The organism is Bradyrhizobium sp. CCBAU 11357 (assembly GCF_028128865.1).
In the GTDB taxonomy this organism is placed as follows: domain Bacteria; phylum Pseudomonadota; class Alphaproteobacteria; order Rhizobiales; family Xanthobacteraceae; genus Bradyrhizobium.
This window is the reverse complement of record NZ_LBJW01000113.1, coordinates 181,805-200,327: the sequence shown is the minus strand read 5'-3', so window position 1 is coordinate 200,327 and position 18,523 is coordinate 181,805. Positions and strand designations below refer to the sequence as shown.

Annotated in this window: 14 protein-coding genes; 3 read left to right on the top strand and 11 right to left on the bottom strand. The window is 65.7% G+C overall.

Features of this window, described 5'->3' with window-relative positions; genetic code table 11:
- Positions 1-249 precede the first annotated feature (249 nt).
- The 6 genes from XI05_RS36805 to XI05_RS36780 form a co-directional block, all read right to left on the bottom strand.
- Positions 250-999 carry a phosphorylase gene (locus XI05_RS36805; protein ID WP_271510864.1) on the bottom strand — a complete coding sequence of 250 codons (750 nt, stop codon included), beginning with the start codon at positions 997-999 and terminating at the stop codon, positions 250-252.
- Positions 996-2,948, bottom strand: a complete 1,953-nt coding sequence (gene shc / locus XI05_RS36800) for a squalene--hopene cyclase (protein ID WP_271510863.1) — start codon at positions 2,946-2,948, stop codon at positions 996-998. Before shc ends, XI05_RS36805 begins: the two co-directional genes overlap by 4 nt.
- Before the next feature lie 64 nt (positions 2,949-3,012).
- Positions 3,013-4,269 carry a hydroxysqualene dehydroxylase HpnE gene (gene hpnE, locus XI05_RS36795; RefSeq protein ID WP_271510862.1) on the bottom strand — a complete coding sequence of 419 codons (1,257 nt, stop codon included), beginning with the start codon at positions 4,267-4,269 and terminating at the stop codon, positions 3,013-3,015.
- Positions 4,269-5,108: a presqualene diphosphate synthase HpnD gene (gene hpnD / locus XI05_RS36790; RefSeq protein WP_271510861.1), complete on the bottom strand. Its 840-nt coding sequence runs from the start codon at positions 5,106-5,108 to the stop codon at positions 4,269-4,271. The genes hpnE and hpnD overlap by 1 nt, the downstream gene beginning before the upstream one ends.
- A complete protein-coding gene (gene hpnC / locus XI05_RS36785) occupies positions 5,098-5,982 on the bottom strand; it encodes a squalene synthase HpnC (RefSeq protein WP_271510860.1) in 885 nt (294 codons plus the stop codon). The genes hpnD and hpnC overlap by 11 nt, the downstream gene beginning before the upstream one ends.
- Before the next feature lie 193 nt (positions 5,983-6,175).
- Positions 6,176-6,409, bottom strand: a complete 234-nt coding sequence (locus XI05_RS36780; protein ID WP_025035011.1) for a hypothetical protein — start codon at positions 6,407-6,409, stop codon at positions 6,176-6,178.
- A 455-nt stretch (positions 6,410-6,864) separates the two neighbouring features.
- Between XI05_RS36780 and XI05_RS36775 the strand changes: the two genes are divergently transcribed.
- On the top strand, positions 6,865-7,362 hold the full coding sequence (locus XI05_RS36775; protein ID WP_271510859.1) for a hypothetical protein: 498 nt from the start codon (positions 6,865-6,867) through the stop codon (positions 7,360-7,362).
- Between the two features lie 93 nt (positions 7,363-7,455).
- The gene (locus XI05_RS36770) at positions 7,456-8,289 is read left to right on the top strand and encodes a hypothetical protein (protein ID WP_442869348.1); all 834 of its coding nucleotides are present in this window, start codon (positions 7,456-7,458) and stop codon (positions 8,287-8,289) included.
- A 28-nt stretch (positions 8,290-8,317) separates the two neighbouring features.
- Here XI05_RS36770 and XI05_RS36765 read toward each other — a convergent pair whose 3' ends face one another.
- From XI05_RS36765 to XI05_RS36750, 4 genes are all read right to left on the bottom strand, one after another.
- Positions 8,318-10,684, bottom strand: coding sequence for an efflux RND transporter permease subunit (locus tag XI05_RS36765; protein WP_271510856.1), 2,367 nt, complete (start codon positions 10,682-10,684; stop codon positions 8,318-8,320).
- A 206-nt stretch (positions 10,685-10,890) separates the two neighbouring features.
- Positions 10,891-11,676 carry an ethanolamine ammonia-lyase subunit EutC gene (gene eutC, locus XI05_RS36760; protein WP_271510855.1) on the bottom strand — a complete coding sequence of 262 codons (786 nt, stop codon included), beginning with the start codon at positions 11,674-11,676 and terminating at the stop codon, positions 10,891-10,893.
- Positions 11,677-11,682: 6 nt separating this feature from the next.
- Positions 11,683-13,269 carry a B12-binding domain-containing radical SAM protein gene (locus XI05_RS36755; protein WP_271510854.1) on the bottom strand — a complete coding sequence of 529 codons (1,587 nt, stop codon included), beginning with the start codon at positions 13,267-13,269 and terminating at the stop codon, positions 11,683-11,685.
- A gap of 154 nt (positions 13,270-13,423) precedes the next feature.
- On the bottom strand, positions 13,424-14,806 hold the full coding sequence (locus XI05_RS36750) for an ethanolamine ammonia-lyase subunit EutB (protein WP_271510852.1): 1,383 nt from the start codon (positions 14,804-14,806) through the stop codon (positions 13,424-13,426).
- Positions 14,807-15,042: 236 nt separating this feature from the next.
- Here XI05_RS36750 and XI05_RS36745 point away from each other — a divergent pair, with 236 nt between their 5' ends.
- Complete coding sequence (locus XI05_RS36745; RefSeq protein WP_271510851.1) at positions 15,043-16,782, top strand: methyl-accepting chemotaxis protein; 1,740 nt, start codon at positions 15,043-15,045, stop codon at positions 16,780-16,782.
- A gap of 221 nt (positions 16,783-17,003) precedes the next feature.
- Here XI05_RS36745 and XI05_RS36740 read toward each other — a convergent pair whose 3' ends face one another.
- Positions 17,004-18,461, bottom strand: coding sequence for a hypothetical protein (locus XI05_RS36740; RefSeq protein ID WP_271510850.1), 1,458 nt, complete (start codon positions 18,459-18,461; stop codon positions 17,004-17,006).
- Positions 18,462-18,523 lie beyond the last annotated feature (62 nt).

The following is an 18,523-nucleotide window of genomic DNA, read 5'->3' as shown; positions in this document are numbered from 1 at the left end:
GACCGTCCTATGCCACAAATCCGAAATTCGGTAAAGTGGAATTTTTTTGCAGGAAGGGATTGACGAGGTCCGCGCTGTTTTGCCCGACGGGCATTTTGACCAGCCGCGTTGAGCTCCTGCGAGCCCATCGCTGTCGTTGCGTGCTGAGTGGAAGGACGCCACTCGCCCGTGACGGGGATCGCGCAGCTCAAAACAAAAGGCCCGGTCAGACGACCGGGCTGTTTTGTCTTGCCAACTCGAAGAACCCGCTCACGCCGCCTTCGAAACCAGCGCCTCGCTCTCGACGAGCTCCGTCCCGATCAGATAATCGCGGCAGCCACGCAAAGACCGCAGCGCGCGGTTGAAGTCGATGCCGGTCGAGACCAGGGCATGGAGCGTTGCCGGATTGCGCACGATGCCGCGCAGCACGGCGGCAAGGTCGATCTGGCCGTTCGGCTTGATCGCGGCGCGGGCGAGCGCCGGCAGCGCGCGGTGGGCGGGGTCGCTGATGACGCGGACCGCGGCGAAAGGCAGCCCGGCCTCGGCGGCGTAGGCGGCCGCGATGTGGCTCTCCATGTCGACGGCCGCAGCCCCCGTCTCGGAATGCAGCGCCGCCTTGCAGGAGCGCTTCGTGACCACTTCCTCGGCCCCGGCGAGGCTGCCGCGCACGACGCGGCGGCGGCCGGAGGTCAGGCGCTCGATCAGGTCGTCGCCGAGTGACAGGCCGGCGGCCCAGCGGGCGTCGCCGGAGAGCACCTCGGTCGCCAATACGACGTCGCCGGAGCGCAAGCTCGGGTCGAGCCCGCCGGCCACGCCGAACGAGATCACGCCGCGAATCGTCTCAGGGTCCACCACCGTCAGAAGCGCCCGCAACTGGGTCGGGCTGCTGGATGAACAAATGACCGCCATGCCAGGCCCGGCCGCAATGCGGGCCTCCTGCACCAGTCCGGTCACGATCAGTATCGGCCGCGGGTCGATGGCATTACCCGCGGTAACATAGTCCCCCGTCCCCAAAGTCACATTCCGACCCCTACCACCCTGCTGTTGGTGTTCCGCAAGTTCCGATACCGCGCCAATGCCCACAGCGGAAAGAACTTTGGGTAACCATGATAACGTAGATAGAACACGCGGGGGAAGCCTGTGGCGGTGTACCGCTGCTCGTCCCACAGCCCTTTTTCGTTCTGTGTTGCAATCAGGTACTCCACCCCGCGGGCGACGGCCGGGTGATCAACCTCGCCTGCCGCCATCAGGGCAAGCAAGGCCCATGCCGTTTGCGAGGCCGTCGAGGGGGCGGCCTCCCATCCCTTGTAGTCGAGCCGGTAGCTGACGGCGTCCTCGCCCCAGCCGCCGTCGTCGTTCTGGATCGAGGCCAGCCAGGCCGCGGCCTTGGGGATCATGGGGTCCTTGTGGTCGACGCCGGCCATGTTGAGGGCGCAAAGCACCGACCAGGTTCCATAGATGAAGTTCATGCCCCAGCGGCCGTACCAGGACCCCTCCGGGTGCTGGGTCTTCCGCAAGTACGCGACGCCGGCGGCGACGTGCTTGCTGGTCTTTGCGGTCTCGCCCAGCTGGGCCAGCATCGAGATGCAGCGCGCGGTGACGTCCTCGGTCGGCGGATCGAGCAGCGCGCCATGGTCCGAGAACGGGATGTTGTTCAGGTAATATTCGAGGTTGTTGACGTCGAAGGCGGCCCAGCCGCCGTCGTCGCTCTGCATGCCCTCGATCCACTCCCGGCCGCGGGCGATCGCCTCGTCATAGCCGGCCGCACCGTGCTCCCGGCGCATGCGGTCCATCGACATCACGACCACAGCCGTGTCGTCGAGATCGGGGTAATGGGCGTTGTTGTACTGGAAGGCCCAGCCGCCCGGGCGGACGTCGGGCCGCTTCACCGCCCAGTCGCCCTTCACCTCGAGCTCCTGCCTCGGGATCAGCCAGTCGAGGCCTTGCTTCGCCGCCGGCACCGCCTTGTCGCCGCCGGCTTCCAGCAGCGCATGCGCTGTCAGCGTCGTGTCCCACACCGGCGAGACGCAGGGCTGGCAATAGGCCTCGTCGCCCTTGATCACGAGCAGCTTGTCGATGCCCCGGCGCGTGATCGCGCGCGGCGGGAAGTTCTCGTCCTTGCCGAGCGCGTCGTACATCATGACGATGTTGGCCATGGGCGGATAGATCGCGCCCATGCCGTCCTCGCCGTTGAGCCGCTCCTCGGTAAAGGCGAGCGCGGCGTCGATCGCGCGCTTGCGCAGGCTCTTCGGAAACAGCGGCTCGATCACGCGCAGGATCGCATCGAGCGAGCGGAACAGCAGGAACCAGGCCATGCTCTGATGCGGCGCCTTGGCGGTCATGCCGATCGAGCGCGGGTCCTGCAGGAACAATTCGTCGATGCCGACGCCCTTCGGATTCCTCGCGCGCGGCTTCAGCGCGGCGATCACCATCAGCGGCACCATGGTGGTGCGCGCCCAGTAGGAGATCTTGTTGAGGTGGAACGGCGACCAGAACGGCAGCAGCACGATCTCGATCGGCAGCACCGGCACCGCGCGCCAGGTCACGACGCCGAAGGTTGCGAGCAGGAAGCGGGTAAAGACGTTGCTGTTGATCGCGCCGCCGCGGGCGTGGATCGCCTCGCGCGCGCGCACCATGTGCGGCGCGTCGATGGAGTCGCCGATCATCTTCAGCGCGAAGTACGCCTTCACGCTGGCGCTCATGTCGAACTCGCCGTCATGCACCAGCGGCCAGCCGCCATGAGCGCCTTGAACGCGGCGCAGGTAGTTGCCGATCTTGGCCTCGAGCACGCTGTCGACCGGCTCGGCGAGATAGTGGCGCAGCAGGATGTACTCGGCCGGAATCGTGCAGTCGGCCTCGAGCTCGAACACCCAATGGCCGTCGGATTGCTGGAAGCCGAGGACGCCCTGGGTCGCCGACGCAATGCTCGATTCCAAAGCTTCGCGGCTGGTCGCGGTCACGGAATCCATGTCGCTCGATTGCTCCGATAGTCGATTGAAAGTTGACCGGGAGATTTGCCCGTCAGGCCGCCTTTCAGGATCCTTTGGCGGCCAGAACCAGATCGGCGGCGCGGTCACCCGACCGGACCGATCCCTCGATGGTTGCTGGCAATCCCGTAGCAGTCCAGTCGCCGGCGAGGAACAGGTTTTTCAGCGCAGTGACCGGCCCCGGACGCAGGGCATTCTGGGCCGGCGTCGCCGCAAATGTGGCGCGGCGCTCGCGCACGATCTGCCAAGGGGGCAGCTCGCCGGAGACGCTGCCCGCCTTGCAGACGTCGTTCCAGATCGCCTGCGCGAGTTCCTCGCGCGGCATGTCGACGAGCCGGTCGCCGTTGCTGATGGTCACCGAGAGCCTGTTCGGGAACGCGAACAGCCATTCCACGACGCCGCCGATCACGCCGAGGATCGGCGCCGAGCCGGGCGGCGGCTCAAAGCGGAAATGCGCATTGACGATGGCGCGAAATTCGGTCGGCGTCTTCAGCCCCGGCAACAGGCTGGCGGCCGCGCGCGGCGGCACCGCCATCACGACGACATCGCCCGCACCGAGCTGGATCACATCCTCGCCGCCGAAATTCAGCGCGCTCACCTTGCCGTCCGTGCTGACGAACGAGCGCAGCTCATGGCCGAGCTGAACGGTGTGGCCACGTTCCTGCAGAAACGTCACGGCGGGCTCGATCAGCACGGCACTGAGGCCATCGCGCGCGATCAGCGGACGACAGGCCTGCCCGCCCGCAAGCAGCGTCTCGCGCACGATCGCGCCGGCAAGCCCGGCCGAGCCTTCAGGCGGATCGACGTTGAGCGCGGCGAGCAGCAGCGGCTGCACCAGGCGCTGATAGAGGATGCCCTCGGTCGGAATCGACTTGCCGACCAGCGTCTCCTCCGACGCCCAGATCAGCGGCGCCAGCTTGAGATAGTCGGTGAGGCCCGTGTCAGGCACGCGGCGGCCTTCGTCGAGCACCCAGGTCGGCCACCGGCCCTCGCCGAGATCGATCTGCCAGCGCTGCCCGGTCTTGATGTCGACGAAGGGAAATTGCGCGCGCTCCGGGCCGACGAGGCCCGCCTCGGCGCCGATCGCGCGCGCATAGGCACGCGCATGGCTGTTGCCCGACAGCAGCAGATGATTGCCGTTGTCGATGGTGAGATTGGTCGCACCGTCGAAATAGGACCGGCAGCGGCCGCCGGCCTGGTGCGTCGCCTCGTGCACGGCGACCTTGAAGCCGGCATTGGCGAGCCGCACGGCGGCGGAGAGGCCGGAAATTCCAGCACCGATGATGTGAGCTGTGTTTTGCATCAGATGAAAGCGTAACGGAGCAGGATCAGGATCCGTGTGATCTTCGACACACGTACCGGCGCGCGTGGCGCGGAGAAGCCACGCGCGATCAGGAGGTCCAGAATGGAATGATAATATTTCGACATGATCCGCGGCGCGCGCACGGCGCGGCGCCTGTTGCGGTTCATGATCTCGTCCGACTTCTCGAAATGCACCTTGGCGCGCTGCGCCAGCGGCAGGCAGACTTTCGGCAGCGCGCGCTCGGCGATCACGCGGTGCGGATCGTTGGAGGTGATGCCGGCATGCAGCAGCGCCTCGCGCGGCAGATAAAGCCGGCCGAGGCCGGCGTCCTCGTCGATGTCGCGCAGGATGTTGGTGAGCTGCAGCGCACGGCCGAGATGGTGCGCGAGCAGAATGCCGTCTTCCTCGGGCATGCCGAACACCCGCACCGACAGCCGCCCCACGGCGCTGGCGACGCGGTCGCAATACAGATCCAGCGTCGCCATGTCGGGCGCGCGGATATCCTGCGGCACGTCCATCTCCATGCCGTCGACGATGGCGAGGAAATCCTCTCGCTTGAGCCCGAACCTCTTCACCGAGGCGACGTAGTCCTTCAGCCGCGGCGGGGGATGGCCTTGATAGAGCGCGTCGATGTCGTTGCGCCATTCCTGAAGTGCTGCGAGCCGCTCCTCGCGCGGGCCGTCGGAATCGGCGATGTCGTCGACCTGGCGGCAGAAGCTGTAGATCTGGAACATCGCGTCGCGCTGGTCACGCGGCAGGATGCGCATCGCGGCATAGAACGAGCTGCCGGATGCGGTCGACCCGTAATTGGCGCCGGGCGTGGTCGCCTCAAGCGTCATGGGCAGTCCCCGGTCTGGAAATGGCCTTGCGGCCGACCGCACGGCGGCCGACTTCGCCGATCATCCCGGCGAGGCTGAAGGCGAGCAGCTCGAACTTGTTCAGATGCACGCGCTCGCGCAGGGGGTCGCGGACCTTGAGCAGGCGCACGATGCGGTCGGCATAGGCCTGGATGACGGAGACATCGACGCCGAGACGGAAATCCCGGATTTCCGCAGCGAGCGACCTGCCCTCCTCGAGCAGCGCCTCGTTGCGCGCGGCGAGCGATTGCAGGCAGGCCAGCATCGCCGGCGGCGATTGCGCAAGGCCGAGCTGCTCGACCGAGGCGCCGTGTGCTGCCAGCGCATCGCGCGGCAGATAGACGCGGTTGAGCTCGCGGAAATCCTTGCCGCAATCCTGCAGGTGATTGTTGATCTGCAAGCCTGCGCAGAGCGCGTCCGAGGCGGCCCAGGTCGAGGTGCTCTCGCCGTGAACGTCGAGCATGAAGCGGCCGACCGGCATCGCCGAGTAGCGGCAATAATGGATGACCTCGTCCCAGGTCTCGTAGCGCAGCTTGGTCACGTCCATGCGGAACGCGATCAGCACGTCGAGCGCGTGGCGCGGCGGCATGCCGCGCTCGGCCAGCGCGCGGCGCAGGCTGACGGCCTCAGGCTGGGTGTCGCCCTTGCCGAGCAGCTCCGCCTCGAGCAGGTCGAGAAAGCTAAGCTTCTGGTCGGCGGGCAGCGTCGCGTGGTCGGCGATGTCGTCGGCGGTGCGGACGAAATTGTAATAGGCCAGGATCAGGGCGCGATGACGCGGGTGAATGATCCAGGACGCGACGGGAAAATTCTCGTCGCGGTCACCCTTGCCGGATCGCAATTCGCTCGCAGAGGTCATCGAGGGGCTGGTTTACAATCGGTTGGACAGGAAGGGCTTTTTCGCTCGCGCGGGCTCATGCCGGCGATGCCGCCGCGGCCCCCATATAGGGGAATACGGCCGCAAAACCAATCCTGTCCGTCGACGGCCGCCCCTTCGCGGATCGCGCCCGGAAAAAGCGGCCGAGGGCCGCCTTGGGGGCCAATGGCCGAGTTTATTGATTGTGGTTCTTCAGGACCTGGTCGCAGGCCTGCGAGATCTTGGCCCGGTTCTCCTTGAGGCAGGCCAGGATCGTGAAATCGCCCTGGTCGATGACCGGACGGCAGAACTTCTGCACATCGCGGGTGCAGGCCTTCTGCTCGGCGTCCGTGCCACGCCCTTGCTGGGCGAACGCCGCCGTCGAAAGGGAGGCCGACAGCAGGGTGAGAGCGACGAGAAGATTACGCATTGTATTCCTTCATTCTGACGGCAGAATCGCACCGATCCCGGACTGCACAGGGCGGATGACCGGAACGGATTGTTCTGATGGCAAGTCGCCGCTTGTAGCGGCCTCAGAGAAGGCACAAGCACTGGCAAATGCGGCCAAATTGGCGCCGCACCCGCCAAACAGGTCTTCCCCGCATTTTCAATCGCAGATGTAAGGGTTTGATACTACATCATAATTCGGAAGCGTTGCGTTTTAATGCAGACCTGTTGCCGCGCTGCATCTCTTCGCCCGCCCTTGGTCGCCGCAAACATGCCGAAACACGGCAAATCGCGGCCCTGAAGCGCGGCGGGGCTGCGTGAACCGCCGTCTCTGGCCGCCGGGCGTTGAACCTGCGACTTGCTCGGAGCACTAAACTTTCGATGTGGCGAGACGTTCTCAATGGTGAGCGAACGTCGTTCCAAAACGGGATATTTGCGATGAAATTCTTTGGGCGATCTGGACTGGCAATCACGGCGGCCGGCATCGGGGCGGCGCTGCTCTTTTCGGTTACGGCAAGCCATGCTCAGTCGTCCGGACCGTTCGCCGGTTTTGACGGCGCGTGGACCGGCACCGGCACGGTGTCGTTGTCCGACGGCTCCACCGAGCGCATCCGCTGCAAGGCGGATTACAAGGTCGCCGGCAGCGGCCTCAGTCTGAAGCAGGCGCTGCACTGCGCCTCCGACAGCTACAAGTTCGACCTCACCAGCGACGTGACGAGCCAGGGCGACCGCATCTCCGGCAATTGGAGCGAGTCCAGCCGCAACATCTTCGGCAACCTCCAGGGCACCGCCGGTGGCGGCCAGATCGAGGTCTTCGTCGAGGCCAACGGCTTTGCCGCCAATCTGTCGCTGCGCACCAACGGCACCAAGCAGACCGTGCAGATCTCGTCCAAGGGCGAAATCCGCGGCGTCAACATCACCATGACGAAGGGCTGAAGGCTCTTCGCCCGCAACGAGGAACATGCCCCCGGTTCTCGCGAGCTGGGGGCTTTTTGCTGACACCAACGTGACCGGCTGGATTTTGCTGAGGTGGACCCGATCCGCAGACATCTGCTGAAAGCCGCCGGACTCTTCGTCGCCAGCCGCGCCTTCGCCGGTGATCAAAAGGGAGCGAACATGCAGCCTTCGTCCGTGAAGCCGCGTCACGTGCTCTGCTTCCTCGGCAAGAATGAAAGCCTGCTGCATCCGCCGAAGGCGGTGGCCGAAACGATTGCCGAGTTCGGCTTCGAGATCGACCGCACCTATTCGCGAGCAAAGCCCGATCCGCGCATGGAGCGGTCGTTCGGCGTGTGCTGGGACCGCGTCTTCCCGAAGGCATGGTCCGCGTCCGACGAAGCGGCCGTGGCCAACCACAAATCGGTCCTCTATCTGCGGAGCCCGCCGATGGCTCAGCAGAAGACGGCCGCCTACTCGGCCGCCGCCCTGCAGATCGTGGACGAGATGTTCGACGCGGGAGCGGTTGCCGCAAAAGGTGAAAGCGCCGGCGTCGCCCACGGCCTCGCGCGGTGGCGAAGTCTGATGGACCAAGCGCGCAAGGGCTCCATCACCAGCCAGGGCCTGCGCATGACCCCGGCCGTCACCAAGGCGTGCCGGCTGGCGTTCGCCAAGCGCCCGCTCGCCGGCGACCGCTATTACGAGACCGTCGGCTATCACCTCGTCGGCCTGCCGGAGGTCTATGTCGCGAAATCGCCCGGCAACGAATGGTCCGCGGTGATGCTGATGGAAGAGATCGCCAACGCCATGGCCGAGCACGGCATCGATGCAACGCTGCGCGACCGCAAGCTCGCGCTATCGCGGGAGCAGGACTACGCCGAGGACGACTTCAAGTTCAACCCCTACGGAATCGTCCGCGTCGAGGCGTGAGCGCGAGACGGCGTCTGCCGCCCCGGACTCAGATCGCCGGCTTGTCCGTGCCCTGCAGCTTGTCGTGCAGGTTGATCAGCCACATCGCCGTCGGCCGGAGGATGAAGAGGTCGGCGACCAGCGCCATCACCATCGAGAAGGCGCTGAGCCAGCCGAACAGCCGCAGCGACGGCAGGTCGGAGAAGACGGTGACGACGAGGCCGCAGGCCAAGACTACCGTGGTCAAGATCAGCGCCGGTCCCACCAACACGGTCGCCCGCTCCACCGCGAGCGCGGAGCCGACGCCCGGCTTGTTCTCGAGCCTGAGGCGGTTGAGGAAGTGGATGGTGGCGGAGAGGCCAAGGCCGAACGAGACGGTGAGCGCGACGACGCTGGCGAATTGCAGTCCCTCGCCCATCGCCCACAGCACCGTGCCCGACATCACCACCGGGAAGATACCCGGCAGGATGCAGGCGAACATCACCACCCAGGAGCGGAAGGCGAGGCCAATGAAGATCGCGACCAGCGCGAACTCGACGGTGAGGCCGCGGTTCAGCTTCTCGATCATGCTGGCCGAGTTGCGCGCCGCAATCGCAGCGAGACCCGTCACCGCGACCTCGTAGCCGGGATGCTTCTTGCGGACGGCGTCGAGCTCGGTATCGAGCTTGTCGACGATCGGCAGGAGCTGGCTGGAATCCTTGTCTGGCACGCGGCCCGCCACCACGACGGCGTCCTGCTCGGCGTCGATGAAGCGACGCACCAGATGCTCCGGGATGACGCTGACATATTCCTTCAGCGTCGCGACGTCGGCACTGCCGGCCTTTTCCGCCAGCCAGCGGCGCAACGTCTCCAGCGACCAGACGTTGCCGACGCCCGCGGCCTTCTCGACCGTCGCATGGACTTCAGCGATGGTCTGGAGCGTCTGCGGTGAATAGAGCGATTCACCCTTGGGGAGCACGATCAGCACGTTGACCGGATTGGCGCCGGTGAGCTTGGCATCGAGCCGGTCGCTGGCGGCGACTGCCTGGCGCTTGTCAGGCACCTGGTCGGCGAGCCGGTAGCGCGGCTCCAGATTGGCGTAGATGACGCCGAGGCCGCCGACGAACAGCACCGCGATCAGGCTGAACAGGCCGGGCCGGCCCACCATGCGCACCGCGATCCAGTAGCAGAAATTGCGCAGCGCCTGGACGCCGGCATCGGCCCCCTGGAACTTGACCGCGAAGACCTTCTCGTTGCGCACGAACAGCACGCCGAAAACGGGCACCAGCGACAGCACCGCGACCAGCGCGATGATGGTGGCGGCAAGCCCAGCCTCGCCGAACTTGCGGATCAAATCGGAGTCGGAGAATTGCAGCGCGATGAAGGAGATGCCGGCGGTGCCGTGCGTCAGCACGCAGGCCGGCCCCACCACCAGCACCGCGTTCTTGAACGCGGTGAACTTGTCCTGGCCAGCGATCAGCCGATCGCGCGCGGCGAAGGTCAGCTGCATCGAGTCCGAGAAGCTGATGACCATGATGAGCGGCGTCATCACGTTCAGGAACATGTTGAGGTTGAAATTGGCCCAGCCGAGCGCGCCGAGCGCCAGCAGAATCGCGATCATCGGCGGGAATGCCGCCGCGATCATGAACGAGATCTTGCGGAAGAAGATGATGGCGATGATGCAGCCGGCGAGAATGCCGAGGATGTTGTAGGTGAGCCCGTCGCGCTCGACCGCGTTGCGGATCTCGAGCTGCATCACCGGCACGCCGGAGAGCTGGACGTTGAGCCCGGTGTCGCCGAGATCTTCCTTCATCAGCGCGCGGATGTCGCCGACGGTCTTGGTCAGCTTGTTGGAGCCGACCACTTCGGGATCGAGCGACAGCACGATCAGCGCCAGCGTGCCGTCCTCCGACAGCAGCTTGCCGCGGATGATCTCGTTGTTCTTGACCGTCTCGATGAACTTGTCATAGGCCGCGCCCTCGGGCAGCTCGGCCGGGAATAGGGCCGCCGGCAGCTTGCCCGGCGCCGGGGCCTGGCGCGCCGAGAACAGCGAGACCAGGCCGCGCGTGCCCTCGACCAGCTGCAGGTCGGTGACGAAGTCGCGCAGCTTCTCCAGGTTGTTCCGCTCCAGCAGGGTCTTGCCCTCGACCACGACGAGGACGTCGAACTCCTCCGCCGGGAACTTCTTGGTCACCTCTTCATACTGGCGGAATTCGCGGCTGTCGGAGCGGAACAGTTGCGACAGCGAATCGTCGATCTTGATCCGGTAGATGCCGAACACCGCGCCGACAATCAGCGCGAGCAGGACGATGCAGGAGACGATCGGGGCCCGGACGGCGATCAGCCCAAGACGCTCCAGCCCGAAGGCGATGGAGGACGCAGGTCCCTGCTCGACCTTGTCGACATGAACCTCACTCTCGCTGTGCTTTTCGAGCATGCCTTGTCCAGTTCCTAAATCGGCTCGGCCTGTGAGCTTATTGCGCCCCGCGAACGGCTTGAAAACGCCATACCAATGGGAGGCTTGCCCCTTGAAAATGCGCGGAAAATCGCCGCGAGGGGTTTAGCAGGTCAATCACCCCTCTCGCAAGCAGGCGAAGTGTGGGCAAATCGATCAAGATGCGGCGATTTCGGGTCCGGTCCCGGTCAGCCGGCCGCGAATGTGCCAATTTGGCGCGGCGCGCGGTCTGCGCTCTCGTCCTTCAACGCGACGCCGGTGACCTCCCGGGCCAGCCCCTCGCGAACCAGCCAGGCGATCTTGAAGGCGGCCTCGTGATGGCTCAACCCAGCGTGGTGGATGTTCGAGACGCAATTGCGCTCGGCATCGGTGCGGCCTGGCTGCGGCGCGAAGGTCAGATAAGCCCCGAGGCTGTCGGGCGCGGACAGGCCGGGCCGCTCGCCGATCAGCATCAGGACCATGCGCGCGCCGAGAATGGCGCCGATCTCGTCGCCGAGCGCGACGCGCGCGCCCGAGGCGACGACGACATGGCCGACCGCGGCAACATCGCCCTCGGCAAGCGATTGCAGCAGGCGCCCTACCACGATCGCCGCATGGCTGTGGACCGCCGCCGCGGACAGGCCGTCTCCGATCACGACGGCGAGCTGGCACGGCGCCGAGACGCTTCGTGCCAGACGCTGCGCCGAGTCGGGCTCGAGCCGTCGTCCCAGATCCGGCCGCCGCAGATAGTCGCTGCGATCGACCGCCCGGCTCCTCACCTCGGTCACCGCAAGACCGAGCGCGTCGAGATCGGCGATCAGACGCGGCGTATCGAAGGCCGCATGCACGGCATCGCGCGCACGGGCATGGTCCAGCGTGAAATCGAGCAGCGCCCTCGTCGGCAGGCTCGCGCCGCTGCGCCCGAGCGCGACGCGCGCGGGCGTGAACGCCCGCAGATCGAGGACGGGGCGGCGCGGCGGGGCCGGATCAGACATGTGGCATCATTCGGCGGGAACGGCGGCTTCGCGCAGCCGGATCGAATAGTTCGAAGCGTTCTGCTTGCCGCTGGAGGCCGCCCGCGCAAAGGTGATGAGGTGGTGCGCGATCAGCGTGCAGCCGATCAGGCCTTCGAGATCGCCGCGCTTGATGCGCCCCAGCGCGAACTTCCAGAACACGCGCTTGTAGTCGCCGAGCACGCCGACCTTCCAGAAGATGTTGCGCAGCATGACGAGGCCGCGCCGGATGTTACGCCAGGTCTTCATCTCATCCGGCACCGGCATCTTCAGGCGGTTCACATAGACGTTGTCGCATTGATGCTGAAAGCGCGCGTAAACCTTCTCGGGTGCGTAAGCGACCGCCATGGCGTGCTTCCAGGACGCGACGACATCGTCATAGGGCAACAGGAAGTCGACGTTGGAATCGCGGCCGTCGTCATCGACCAGGCGCCCCTCGCGCTCCAGCCGGTCCCACAACGGCGTCTTCGGCAGCGCCTGAAGCAGGTTGATGGTGAGCAGCGGAATCCGGGACTCCTCGACGAAGGCGAGCAGCGCTTCCGAGGTGTTCGGCTTGTCGGTGTCGAGGCCCATGATAATGCCCGAGACCACCTCCATGCCGTAGGAGTTGATGGTGCGCACGCCCTCCAGGATCGGGACCATCATGTTGTGGTCCTTCTGCATCGCCTTCAGCGCGTCAGGATCGGGCGTCTCGATGCCGCAGAAGATGGTGATGAAATAGGCCTCGCGCATCTTCTCGAGGATCTCGGGGCGCTTGGCGATGTTGAGCGTGGCTTCGCAAGCAAGCCGGACGACATAGCCGGTCCGCTTCTGCCACTCGATCAGGTGCGGCAGCAGGTCCATAGCCGCCTTGCGGTTGCCGATGAAATTGTCGTCGACGAAATAGACCGTATCGGTCATGCCGCATTCGCGCAGGCGGTCGAGCTCGGCGATGATCTGCTGCGGCGTCTTGATGCGTGGATTGCGGCCGTAAAGGCCGGGGATGTCGCAGAACTCGCACTGATAGGGACAGCCGCTGGAATATTGGATGCTGCCGAGGAAGTATTTCTTGACCTCGGCGAGCTCATAGGCCGGGATCGGGAACTCCGTCATCGGCACGCGGTCCTTGGTGGTCAGCACCACCTGAGCCTCGGGACGCGAGGTGTCGCGCGACAGGATCTCGATCAGCTGGTTGGTGGCGTCGCCGAGCTCGCCGACATGCAGATAGTCGAAGGACGGATAATAGTCGGGGCAGGCGCTGACGGAGGGACCGCCGAGCGCGACCGGCAGGTCGAACTCATGGGCGCGGCGGCAGATGTCGTTCATCTGCTGGCGCTGGATGTGCATGCCGCTGACGAAGACGGCTTCCGCCCATTCGAACTCCTCCCGCGTGGTACGGCGGAGGTTCTCGTCGACGAATTTGACCTGCCAATCTTTCGGAAGGTAGGCGGAGATCAGCAACAGCCCCTGCGGCGGCATGAAGGCGCGGACGCCATCGGTCAGGGGATAGGAATGCTCGAACGTGCCGAAGGACGAGGTGTAGCGCGGAAACACGCAGAGAATCCGCCGGGACGTTCCGTTACTTTCAGCTCGCATCAAAGCTCCCCCGCCACGACCTGGTTGCGGAAATTGCCAGCCAGACACATAGCGTAATGCTGCCGCCGGAATTTCTCAACATTGTGGCACAAGCACAATCCCGGGCAGCGCCGACGGTTTCCCCAAAGGAGAAAGTTTGACGCTTTGTGCCGCCTCACGCGATCAGCCGCGAGGCAAAATCGGGCAGCAGGCCTGCATCGGCCGCAATCCGGAAATCGCCGCCCGTGATGCCCGACCGCGCCAGCCAGTCGTCGAATTCCGGCGCGCGGCGCAAACCAAAGACGTCCCGGACATAGAGCGCGTCGTGAAAAGAGGTCGACTGGTAGTTCAGCATGACGTCGTCGGCACCGGGAACGCCCATGATGAAGGTGACGCCGGCGGCGGCGAGCAGCGTCAGCAGATTGTCCATGTCATCCTGGTCTGCCTCGGCGTGGTTGGTGTAGCAGATGTCGACCCCGAGCGGCAGGCCGAGCAGCTTGCCGCAGAAATGATCCTCCAGCCCGGCGCGGATGATTTCCTTGCCGTCATAGAGATATTCCGGGCCGATGAAGCCGACCACGCTGTTGACCAGCAGCGGGGCGAAGGCACGGGCGACCGCATAGGCGCGTGCCTCGCAGGTCTGCTGGTCGACGCCGTGATGGGCGCCCGCCGACAGCGCCGAGCCCTGGCCGGTCTCGAAATACATCACGTTCTGCCCTTCGGTGCCGCGCCGCAGCGACAGCCCCGCCTCGTGCGCCTCCTTCAGGAGCGCAAGGTCGATGCCGAAGCTGCGGTTGGCGGTCTCGGTGCCCGCGACCGATTGGAAGACGAGGTCGACCGGCACGCCCTGCCCGATCAGCGACAACGTCGTCGTGACATGGGTCAGGACGCAGCCCTGCGTCGGGATTTGCAGCCGCGCGATGATCTCGTCGAGCAGCCGCAGCAATTGCCCGATGATTGCGGGATCGTCGCTGGCGGGATTGATGCCGATGCAGGCATCGCCTGCCCCCAACAGGATGCCGTCGAGGATCGAGGCAGTGATGCCCCTGGCATCGTCGAACGGGTGGTTCGGCTGGAGGCGTGTGCTCATCCGTCCCTTCAGGCCGATGGTGTTGCGAAAGGCGGTGGTGACCTCGCATTTCCGCGCCGCCAGGATCAGATCCTGGTTGCGCATCAGCTTCGACACCGCGGCGGCCATCTCCGGGGTGATGCCGGGCGCCAGCCGCTTCAACATGTCGGGCGTTGCGGCGTCCGACAGCAGCCAGTCGCGGAAGGCGCCGACCGTCAGCGATGCCACCGGCGCAAACGCCTTGGCGTCATGGCTGTCGATGACGAGGCGGGTGACCTCGTCGGCCTCGTAGGAAATGACGGCTTCCTGCAGGAACTGGCCGAGCGGCACATCGGCGAGCGCCATCCGTGCTGCGATCATCTGCTCGGAGCTGGCAGCGGCAATGCCGGCCAGCCGGTCGCCGGAGCGCGGGGGTGTCGCCTTGGCGAGCAGGTCGCGCAGATCAGGGAAGCTGTAGGTCGTGGCGTCGATGCTGTGGCGGTAGACCAAGGGTCTCTCCGGGGTTGCTCGGCCAACGGCCGACTCCAGGACTATCCTGAAGGACTATCCTGAACTAAACCCTGGGATCAAGACGCTGAAATGACTTGCCTTTCCTTCGGCTTGGGACAGCGATCGCCAGGCCGCGCGTTAACGCGGCGTCCATCTTCGTTCTGCATAAGTTTTGCATCGATTTTGCCTGACCCCGTTCACCGGCCGGTCAGGCCAGTCCGGGCTCCTTGAACACCATGACATCCGACCGATCTGGGAATGCCGCCAAGCTGGCAGGCCGCTTCACGCTTGCCGGCAAGCTCTACGCGATCTTCGCGCTGTTCGCGCTGCTCACGGCGGCGATCGCGATATTGTCGGACTACAACAGCCGCCGCAGCGCCGACCTCGCAGGCGCGATCGAGACCGCCAATGCCGCCGCGCTGAACGTCGAGCGGGTCAACTCGCTGGTCTATGCGGTGGTGATGGAATCGCGCGGCGTCTACATGTCGACCGAGCCGGCCGTGGTGAAGAAATACGGCGACGGCCTGCTCAAGTTCAACACCCAGATCCTCGACGTCGTGAAGCGCTGGGAGACCATCGTCAAGGCCGACGATGCCGAGCAGTTCGCCACGTTCAAGAAGCGTATCGAGCAGTTCGTCGAGTTCCGCAAGGAGCTGGTGCGCCGCGGCGTCGAGATCAACGCGGCCGCGGGCCGCGAATGGGGCGACAACGACGCCAATCGCAGCGTGCGCTCCGCGCTGAACAAGGACCTCGAGGCGCTGTCCAAGGTCTATGCCGAGCGCGGCAGGCAGATCGCGCAGCAGACCGAGACCAACCGCACATTGACGTTCATCCTCACCTGCCTCGGCGGCGTGGCGCTCGCCCTCGTCGTCGTCGGCATCGTCATCATCGCCCGCTCGATCGCCCGGCCGCTCGCCGCGATCACGGCCACCATCAAGCAGGTCGCCGACGGCGCCGAAAATGTCGTGGTGCCGCACTCCAACCGCGCCGACGAGATCGGCGCGCTGGCCCGCGCCATCCAGGTGTTCCAGGACGCGATGGGGCGCAACCGCAACCTCGCCTCGCAAGTGTCGCAAGACGCCGCCGCGCGCGAGGAGCGCGCCCGCCACGTCGAGCAGTCCGTCGAGCAATTCCGCGAGGCGATCGGCGCGATCATGCGCGGCCTCAGCGACAACGCCTCGGTCATGCGCGAGACCGCGCAGACCATCACCCGGGTCACTGCGGATGCGAGCAGCCGCGCCGGCAGCGCGGCGAACGCGACCGAGCAGGCCTCGCACAACGTCACGGCGGTCGCGGGCGCGGCCGAGGAGCTTTCGGCCTCGGTGGTGGAAATCGGCCGCCAGGTGCGGCAGAGCGCCGGCGCAGTCGAGCAGACCGGCCAGCGCACCGAGAAGTCGATCTCCGAGATCGAGAGCCTCGCTGCGGCCACCCAACGCATCGACGGCGTGCTCAATTTGATCCAGGCGATCGCCGAGCAGACCAATTTGCTCGCGCTGAACGCCACCATCGAGGCGGCGCGCGCCGGCGATGCCGGCCGCGGCTTTGCCGTCGTCGCCCACGAGGTGAAGGCGCTCGCAGGTCAGACCGCCAAGGCCACCGCCGAGATCAGCGAGAACGTCGCGATGATCCAGGCCTCGACCCGCAACGCGGTCGACGCCGTGCGCGAGATCGGCGGGGCGGTGCGCGAGATCAACGAGGTCACGTCGGCGATTGCCGGCGCCGTCAGTCAGCAGGACCAGGCCACACGCGAGATCTCCTCCAATGCGCAAAGCGCCGCGCAGGGCAACGAGACGCTGGTTGCGAACATCACCTCGCTGCGCGATGCCATCGGCGAGACCGATACGGCGGCGGCTTCGGTGCTGACAGCAGCCAGCAGCCTGACCGAGACGGCGCAGACGCTGTCGCGCGAGGTGGAGACGTTCTTCCAGAACCTGCGTGCGGGGTCGGCGGACGGCCGCATCGCCAGGGCGGGGTAGCGGCTGGACCACCGCGGCGAAACCGATCGCCCCAACAAAAACTGAAAAACAACCCCATGCACAGTAGACGGGGCCAAGCTTTTCAATGGCTTGGCAGCCGGGGCGGTGGAAGCTTGCTGTTTTTACGAATCGATTTTGACTCGTCGGGCAAAACACTGGCATGATGTCAGCATGGCGAGCGTGGCGCCGGTGCCGCTGCCGGCACACGACCGAACGGGTTGTTACCGCTCCGAACCCGATCGAGCGATCAGGATCCGGACGCGGCCGCCGGCATCTTCGACCTCGCGGTAACGGCTTAGCTCCGCCTCGATCTCGGGATCGGACCTCGCCCAGGCCAGCCAGTCGAACGGGACCGCGCTCAGCAGCTGGGTATCCACGAGGATCACATCCGGTCGACCGGCGCGCAGGTCCGCGAGCAAGTGCCGTCGCTCGAAATCGATGATGCTGTCCAGTCTTGCGCGCTCGCCTTGGGTTGGCTGCGTCGTCTTCTGGAGCATCATCGCGCCGGCCGCCAATAGCTGCACGCAGGAGCTGCCAACCCAGGTCCCGTTGACCTCACGGACGAGCGGATGCCCCAGCGCGATGTGATCGCCGATCGTGATCAGCCGCGGATGCGTTGCGAGAGCCTGGATGCGCTCCTTGAGCGGCGGAAACGGCCGGACCTGCAAGGACAGGCAGTAGGCGATGAGCGCAACGGCCGCAAGGCCGGCGATCATGACCGGCATCCGCATCGTCCTCACGCGCGCATGCAACAGCGGCGCGGCAATCGCAAAGACGCAGAGCGCAAACGCCGTGTAGGTCCAGTGCTTGCCCTGGAGAACGAAACTCGCAGCTCCGCCGAGCGCTGCGGCCAGCCACGGGGTCGCGTTGCCCCCGATCTTGAACTCGTGCGGGGCCAGCAGGCCGAGAAACACGATGGATCCGGCCATCACCGTGGCCGGGAAGGACAGCAGATCGCCCAGATTCAACCGCAGCGGCAGATAAGCGGCAGAGACCATCGGCGCATAGTCGAACAGGTAAGCGGGGAAGACGATGACGAGGATCGCTCCGTAGCCGTTGACGACAGCAGCCGCCGTCATCGCTTCCGGAGAGAACAACGGCCTGAGAGAGCGCTGGCGGAAGACCGCGAGGACGATCGGAAGTCCTACGACCAGGGCAAGGTGGGGCTTGATGCTCAAGGCCAGCCCGGCGCCAAGTCCTGCCAGGACCGCCACCGGTCCGGGGCTGAGGCCGCGCCAGCGGATCGCCGTGACGGCGACGAAAGGGGTCAGCGCAATGACGGCGATGTGCTCACGCTGTCCGAAGACGCCGCTCGGAAGTATCGCGAACAAGAACGCGAACAGGCAGGTTGCGACGACCCGCTCTTCAGTCCCCAGCCTTGCTGCCGCAGCGGCACGATCGATGATCAGAAGCGCGACGACGATTTCGACCAGGATCAGGATGATCACGATGAGCTCAGGCGCAATGCCGGTCGTTCGCGCCAGCATCGATGCCGGCATGTACAGATAGACCGACAGCGGCGGATTCAGCTCCAAAAGGTCGACGCCGGGCTTGCGCCCATCCAGGACCTGCTCGCCTTCCGTCAGCAGGCAGGCCAGATCGGGGTTCAGAACGACGGGGATCTGGACGAGCAAGGCGGCCAGGAGGAGCGCCGCAACGATCAGCCAACCCAGGCTCATGCGGAAATGGCTTGCCGGCATATCGGGGGCGCGAGCGCTTCCCGTGACGTCGGCAGCAGACG